General features: G+C 45.4%; 6 protein-coding genes. 1 reads left to right on the top strand and 5 read right to left on the bottom strand.

All coding sequences use genetic code 11. The features are described 5' to 3' along the window. Window positions 1-6: 6 nt before the first annotated feature. From IM500_RS02795 to pdxA, 3 genes are all read right to left on the bottom strand, one after another. The gene (locus IM500_RS02795) at window positions 7-198 is read right to left on the bottom strand and encodes a hypothetical protein (protein WP_287737620.1); all 192 of its coding nucleotides are present in this window, start codon (window positions 196-198) and stop codon (window positions 7-9) included. A 66-nt stretch (window positions 199-264) separates the two neighbouring features. Further along, window positions 265-1,629, bottom strand: coding sequence for an NAD-dependent succinate-semialdehyde dehydrogenase (locus IM500_RS02790; protein WP_079208020.1), 1,365 nt, complete (start codon window positions 1,627-1,629; stop codon window positions 265-267). A gap of 24 nt (window positions 1,630-1,653) precedes the next feature. Beyond that, entirely contained in the window at window positions 1,654-2,682 is a 1,029-nt protein-coding gene (gene pdxA / locus IM500_RS02785; RefSeq protein WP_287737619.1) for a 4-hydroxythreonine-4-phosphate dehydrogenase PdxA, read from the bottom strand. A gap of 191 nt (window positions 2,683-2,873) precedes the next feature. Between pdxA and corA the strand changes: the two genes are divergently transcribed. After that, a complete protein-coding gene (corA, locus tag IM500_RS02780; RefSeq protein ID WP_287737618.1) occupies window positions 2,874-4,031 on the top strand; it encodes a magnesium/cobalt transporter CorA in 1,158 nt (385 codons plus the stop codon). A gap of 130 nt (window positions 4,032-4,161) precedes the next feature. Here corA and IM500_RS02775 read toward each other — a convergent pair whose 3' ends face one another. Both IM500_RS02775 and holA read right to left on the bottom strand, forming a co-directional pair. Continuing rightward, window positions 4,162-5,826, bottom strand: coding sequence for a CHAT domain-containing protein (locus tag IM500_RS02775; protein WP_287737617.1), 1,665 nt, complete (start codon window positions 5,824-5,826; stop codon window positions 4,162-4,164). 70 nt (window positions 5,827-5,896) lie between these two features. Further along, a complete protein-coding gene (gene holA, locus IM500_RS02770) occupies window positions 5,897-6,880 on the bottom strand; it encodes a DNA polymerase III subunit delta (RefSeq protein ID WP_287737616.1) in 984 nt (327 codons plus the stop codon). Between the last annotated feature and the right edge of the window lie 153 nt (window positions 6,881-7,033).

Genomic DNA, 7,033 nt, shown 5'->3' with positions numbered 1-7,033 from the left:
TCTACTCTAGATACAGTCAACGGTACAGCCATTTTCAAAGGGAAAATGTACCCAGTAGCGTCTTTTCAATTTTTTCTGAGAAGCGACCTGCAGTAAGGGTTTTGTTAATTTTTTAGTATTTCTGTATGGGGGAAGTCCAGCAATAATACGCGGCATATTTTTAATCCGTAGGGTGCGCTCTTCGATAGCGTAACGCACCGACAATTGTGGTGGGTGATTTTGGTTATGGTGGTGGGTTACGCGTTGCTAACCCACCCTACTGATTTACTTAATCCAAACAGTTTTAACGTTGACAAATTCGCGGATACCTTCGACACTTAATTCCCGTCCAAAACCAGAACGTTTAATACCCCCAAAGGGCAAGCGAGGATCGGATTTAACCATACCGTTAATAAACACACAACCGGCCTCAATTTCGGTAATTAAACGCTCAATTTCTGCGGGGTTATTCGTCCAAGCACTAGAACCTAAACCAAAGGGACTATCATTAGCTAAAGCGATCGCTTCATCGATATTTTTGACTCGAAATAGTAAAGCCACCGGTCCAAAAAATTCCTCTTTTTCCCCCGGAGAACCGACAGGAATATCGGTTAAAATCGTTGGTAGATAAAAGTTACCTTTTCCCTCTAAACGTTGACCCCCCACAAGGACTTTACCACCCATAGCGACGGTTTTTTCGACTTGATGGGCAATTTCCGAGACGATCGATACCGTGGCCAAAGGACCGATATCAACAGTTTCATCGAGGGGATCACCCACTCTTAAAGCTTGGAATTTGGCCACTAATAACTGTTCAAATTGAGCGGCGACAGTTTCCATAACAATAAACCGTTTAGCGGCGATACAAGTCTGACCATTATTTAACAATCGCGCCGTCACTGCCGTAGCCGCTGCCGCCTCGATATCGGCAGTATCTAAAACGATAAAAGGATCACTACCTCCCAACTCCAAAACCACTTTTTTGATCTGTTTTCCCGCGGCGGCTGCTAAACTCATCCCCGCCGGTTCACTACCGGTTAAAGTGGCGGCTTTTACCCGTTCATCGTTAATTAAATCACTAACGCGATCGGCCCCGATCAAAAGAGTTTGAAAAGCACCTTCGGGAAAACCGGCTTCTAATAAAATCCTTTCCACCGCTAAAGCTGATTGGGGGACATTAGAAGCGTGTTTGAGTAGGCCGACATTTCCCGCCATTAAAGCGGGGGCAGCAAAGCGAAATACTTGCCATAAAGGGAAATTCCAGGGCATAACCGCTAAAATTACCCCTAACGGTTGATAACGGACAAAACTGCGACTAGCATCGGTGGCAATCAACACATCTTCCAGATAACCGGCGGCATTATCGGCATAAAAACGACAAACCAAGGCACATTTGAGGACTTCTGCGATCGCTGATTTGATCGGTTTCCCCATTTCTAAAGTCATGGTTTTAGCCAATGCCACCTGATCCCGTTCCAAAATATCCGCCGCTTGCCGTAACCACTGTCCCCGTTCACTGATGGCGGTCCGGCGATACTGCTGAAAAGTGGCCTCAGCTAGGGCCAATTTCGCCGCCAATTCCTCCGAGGTTAGAGGGGTAAAAGTCTTGAGAATTTCTCCAGTGGCAGGGTTAACTGAAGCGATACCCATATCCCAATTGTCTCCTATCGAGCGCTATATCTCTAGTTTAGTTCTCCGGCTGTCCCGCTGCTGACATAATTCGATCGCTAATTGGATCGCCGCTTGCATACTCTGGGGTCTAGCGATGCCAAGACCGGCGATATCAAAAGCCGTCCCGTGGTCTGGAGAGGTGCGAACAAAAGGCAAACCGATGGTAGTATTAACAGCACAGTCAAAAGCCATTAATTTCACGGGAATTAAGCCCTGATCGTGGTATAATGCCAGATATGCGTCGGCGGGTTGCCCTTGACCGCTAAACCAAGCGCGCCCTGGTTCCACCCAAAGCGTATCGGGGGGGACAAGGCCGATTAATTGGGTTTGCGGGTATTTTTGCCCCATTGACTCCAACCAAGGCTGTAACCAGTCCTTTTCTTCCCTTCCCAGTTTTCCCGCTTCGCCACTGTGGGGATTAAGGCCGGATATGGCGATTTTTGGGCGATAGATGCCGAAATCTAGCTTTAAAGACTCGATCAATAGATCTAGTTTTCGGGTCATCAGATCGGGGTTAAGGGCATCGGGAACTTCTCGCAGGGGGATGTGGGTAGTGGCGAGGAGAGTGCGTAAGTTATAGCCGGTGTGAGGGGATTTAGCGACGAATAGCATCCCATAACGGTTAATTCCCGCCATGGTAGCTAAAACCTCCGTTTGACCGGGGAAATCATAACCAGCCAACTGCCAACAGGATTTAGCGATCGGACCGGTGACAATACCGTCAAATTCGCCCTTGAGGGTGCGTTTTATGGCTTCTTGCAGGTAAAGAAAGCTAATTTCACCACTAGGGGCATCCCCACGCCCGAAAACGATTTTTGACCGGTGGTAGGGCAAATCGATCAGAGAAAAGCGATCGAGAAGATGGGGATCGTGATAGGCTTTTTCGAGAAGCGTTCTTGTGCCGATTAGAGTAATCTGACAACCGGACGAGATTGGGGAATCGGCGATCGCTTTTAACACCACTTCAGGGCCGATTCCGGCGGGATCACCGACGGGGATAACTAGACGGGGAATAAAAGAGGCGGATTCCATAAATTTTGGCCGTCAATATTGCTAATTCTCCCGATTAATCTCATCGTTGACAATCATCAGGAGGGAATAAATCAGTAAACAATTTTCAGTTTACTGTAATCTCATGGCGATAGATAGTAACTTTAGGCAAATTAAATTTTTTAACTTTTCTGTTTTCTTATTGCCCAAATTAGCCAGATTGTTGTAAGCTTATGACCCAACTACAACCTGATATATTCGTTAACAATCGTCCCGATACCGATGGAGACGAGGAAGAAGACTACTTCGATTATTTTTATGATGAACCGGGTAGTGAACCGGGGACATTAATTATCGAACCGGATGCCAAACCCTCGCGGATTATTTTAATCGACTACGATGAAGATAACGCCGTTCGCAAGGTGGATATTACCCCCAATGCTTGCGCCCCCTATATTGGCACAAATACCGTGTCTTGGATGGATATTCAAGGGTTAGGTAGTGAGACGGTTTTAAAACAGGTGGGAGAAATTTTTAATCTGCATCCTTTGTTATTAGAAGATGTGGTTAATGTGCCGCAGCGACCGAAGTTAGAGGACTATAACAATCAATTGTTAGTGATTTCTCAGATGGTGCGACTGAAAGAAGATGAAAGCGGTTTTGATACGGAACAGGTGAGTTTTGTCTTGGGAAAACGCTATCTTTTAAGTTTTCAAGAGGAGGAATTACAGGACTGTTTTGAGATAGTGAGAGATCGAATTCGCACTTCCCAGGGACGAGTACGGAAATCGGGGGCGGATTATTTAACCTATTTATTATTAGATACGATTATCGATGGTTATTTTCCCGTGGTAGAACACTACGAAGATCGGATTGAAGCGTTGGAAGATGCGATTATTAGTCATCCCGATCGAGATACAATGCAGGAAATCTATGATGTCCGTCGGGAATTATTGGCACTGCGTCGCTTAATTTGGCCGATGCGAAATGTCCTACATCTACTCATGCGTGACCATCATGGTATAGTCAGCGATGAAGTACAAATTTATTTTCGGGATTCCTACGACCACGTCATTCAAATTCTGGAAATTATCGAAGCTTATCGAGAATTAGCGGCGAGTTTGATGGATGTTTATATGTCCACTATGGGCAATAAATTAAACGAAATTATGAAGTTTTTAACCGTAATTTCGACGATTTTTATTCCCTTAACTTTTATCGTTGGTGTCTATGGCATGAACTTCGAGAATATGCCAGAATTAAAAGGAGAATGGAGTTATTTCATGGTCTGGTTAGTCATGTTAGCCGTAGCGGGAGGCTTGATTTTCTACTTCTGGCGCAAAGGTTGGTTTAAACCAATTTATTCCCTGAAAGAGGAAGCAAAAAGTTAGTTAACGAAGGCAGGAGAGAGGAGACTCCGAGACAGGAGACTCCGAGACTATTTTATTTATTCTCCCATCTCCCCACACCCCACACCCCACTTCCCCACACCCGACGACCAACTTTTTCAGCCAACCCTAATTATTCCACCACAAATGCGAGGATTTGGCCTTGGTAACTGCCGAAGCGAATCTGTAAACCGGACTCTAGGGGAACTTCTTGGTTATGTACCTGCTTCCAGTGGCCATCTTGGTAGATAAAAGTACCAAAACGGGAGAAATCTTCGAGAAAGTATTGATAGTCTGAATCATCGGGTTTTTTACGGCAAATGATCCGACAATGGTTTTTACTAACCCATTTTTCAGTAATCTGTAGATCATTTTCCATGTCCCGTCCTATATTCATGCCACCACCACGGATTGACCATTTTCTTTCGGGACGATCGAGATAGTATAAGAAAGCGGCGGGCATGGTTCTGGAGACATTGGGCATAACCGTCGGTGATTGAGTCTCATCAAGGGTTTGCAGCAATTGCCCGTCGAATTCTGGGTGCATATAGAGAATCGGCAAAGTCCAAGCGGGTTGATTGTACTTGTAGAGGGTTAATAATTGCTGCCTGGCGATACGAACGGCCTGATCAATAGGGACTCTCGGACCGGGAAACAACGTGGACATCTGCGCTTCTTTGTCTTTGAACCCGAAGAGGGTGCGGGTAAAAACTTCGATAAAACTCAAGGCCTCGCGATCTGCGATCGCATCTCGCATGGCCAAAACTGCGGGAACGCCGTGGTGAATCAAGACTTCCGCCAGACTGCTGCGGGGGATCATCTCCTGACCTGATTTAGCGGGATAAGCACCCCAACAGGCATTAAAAACCGTTAAAATAACTTGATTTCTCACCAAAGCTTGGGCTAACTCCGTCCCGTTTAGCTGTTCCCCTGGCCGCAGAAATAGGGAACCGCCATTGGGGGCGGCCATTCCGTGACCGGCGTAGAAAAAAGCTTGATATTTACCCGTATCCAAGGCCCTGGTCAGTTCTTCGGCCTCGGGTCGAATTAGGGTATCGACTTTGACTTTCACTCCCAAATAGGAAATCTGAGGGGGGGAACTACTGCCCCCAGGGGAGATGGCCCGGATGAGATTGGCGGCCTCGGATTCCAGTGCCTGGTCGGAATTAGTTTCTCCACCCGTATTAATGGCGGTGAGATTGCGGGAACTAGCTGCGGTTTTAATCTGTTTTTCGCCGATAACTAAGAGAATATTGAGACTATTACTCGATTTTATCGGTGGCAGTGGTTCCACATCGCTGGTGGTGCGGCTAAAGAGTATATTCGGATGCAGAGATATAGCCTGTTTACCTGCTTGCTGCATAATTTCCCAGGGCAGCAGAATTAAATGGGGATTGCGACATTCCAAGCGAATTCGCAGGGGCTGATTTTTGCCGAGGGCGATTCCCTGACTTTGGGCGAAACTTTGACTAATTGATGCTTGAAATAACCATTGCCAGAGACTAATACCTAGTTTCTGCATTAATTGACCGCCATAACTGCCGCCTTCTCCCGAAAGAGTCAGTTTAGGTCGAGAATTTGCTTCTAATTGCTCTAACATCGGCAAGGTCGGCATTTTTTGCAGACAGAACATTTCCTGCCATGCCATCCATTCCGTGGTTAGACTCTCGGTCCATTCACAGTCATGATGCACATATCCCCCGGGTAGGGGTGCTTTCGTCACCCAACGGGCGAAATTATTACTCGTGGCTAAACTAGCGATGGCTAAATTTAGACTAGGGATGGCATCATCGGTCATTGTGGTTATTTAGAAGTCTGAAGTCCATAGAATCTTATTCTAGAGGATTTCTGAAAGGTAAGGAAGAGTATTAAGTCACCAACAAACAACAAAGTTCGATAATTTTGGTTTGCAAGGTTGCCAAAGGTTCTGCACCCCGCTTGAGACGATATTCTAATTCGAGAAGTATGGGCAAGGTGGCCAGAAGTTGCTTAGAAGAAAAGGATTGTATCTCTTTGCGAATGAAATACAGTCGCTTGGGATTGGCAATTTCGGCGGCGGCGGCGATATTTTTGTCGTCTTTTTCTCCTTCTTCAATTTTTAATTTCACTATTGCCCAAGTGCGAAATTGACCCCCTAGGGTGGCGGTGATAGCCAAGGGGTTCTCGTTACGATTTAATAATTCATTGACTAATTCGAGGGCCTTGCCTGTCTCCCGTTTTAAAATAGCACTGGCTAACTGTAAGCTGCTTTGATTGCTGGCGTTGACTAAGCTTAAAATGTCCTTTTTGTCAATAGTTCCCGCCGAATTATTTTTAAATAAACGCAGTTTTTCTAACTCCATCCACAGCAAGCGGCTGTTATTTCCCACTGATTCAGCTAAGAGTTCGATCGCATCGGGAGTTAATTTTACCCCCACTTCTTTGGCAATTTCCCTAACTCTTTGGGCAATTTCCTCGACTTTCCAAGGCGGAATTAGTTCAAATTCTTTAACCTCCGCCTGATTTTGGATAAACTTGCTCGATTTTAAGCGGGAGTCGGGTTTTTTGGCACTGGTTAATAACAGATAGGAATTTTCGGGTAAATTGGGCAAAGTGCGCTGTAATTCCTGGAAAATATCCTCGGAACATTGTTGACAAATAACCGTATCAGCTAACCAAACTAAACGATTTCCCATGCCGAAAACTGGAGTCATCGCTTGATTGAGGGCCTCGATAATTGCCTCATTGCGATCGCCGTTGATTTTATCATAATTAAACTGTATCCAATTGGGATCAAGAAGTTTTGCTTGCAGATTTTTCACCGCTTGGTTAATAGCAAATTCATCTTCTCCCCAATAAAATATTGTCGGCATAAGTTTCGATTTTGATAATTTAAGACAACGTTGCTCATCAAGAGGAAGTGTGACGGGATTTGGCCTCATCTCTAGACCCCCAGCTACTGTTCTGCTATCAACTAGCTGTCGGGTTTAAGTCAATCATAGCAAAAGTTAAATTCTTAACTTTAA

Source organism: Microcystis sp. M179S2, assembly GCF_020245805.1.
GTDB classification, from domain to species: domain Bacteria; phylum Cyanobacteriota; class Cyanobacteriia; order Cyanobacteriales; family Microcystaceae; genus Microcystis; species Microcystis aeruginosa.
Note: the sequence above shows the minus strand (reverse complement) of the source record. Positions and strands in the feature narration are given on the sequence as shown.

What these genes read in the sequence shown, in the direction of transcription:
- corA (WP_287737618.1), top strand. Translation starts at nt 2,874, where the DNA reads ATGACCCAACTACAACCTGATATATTCGTTAACAATCGTCCCGATACC.
- IM500_RS02790 (WP_079208020.1), bottom strand. Translation starts at nt 1,629, where the DNA reads ATGGGTATCGCTTCAGTTAACCCTGCCACTGGAGAAATTCTCAAGACT.
- holA (WP_287737616.1), bottom strand. Translation starts at nt 6,880, where the DNA reads ATGCCGACAATATTTTATTGGGGAGAAGATGAATTTGCTATTAACCAA.
- IM500_RS02775 (WP_287737617.1), bottom strand. Translation starts at nt 5,826, where the DNA reads ATGACCGATGATGCCATCCCTAGTCTAAATTTAGCCATCGCTAGTTTA.
- pdxA (WP_287737619.1), bottom strand. Translation starts at nt 2,682, where the DNA reads ATGGAATCCGCCTCTTTTATTCCCCGTCTAGTTATCCCCGTCGGTGAT.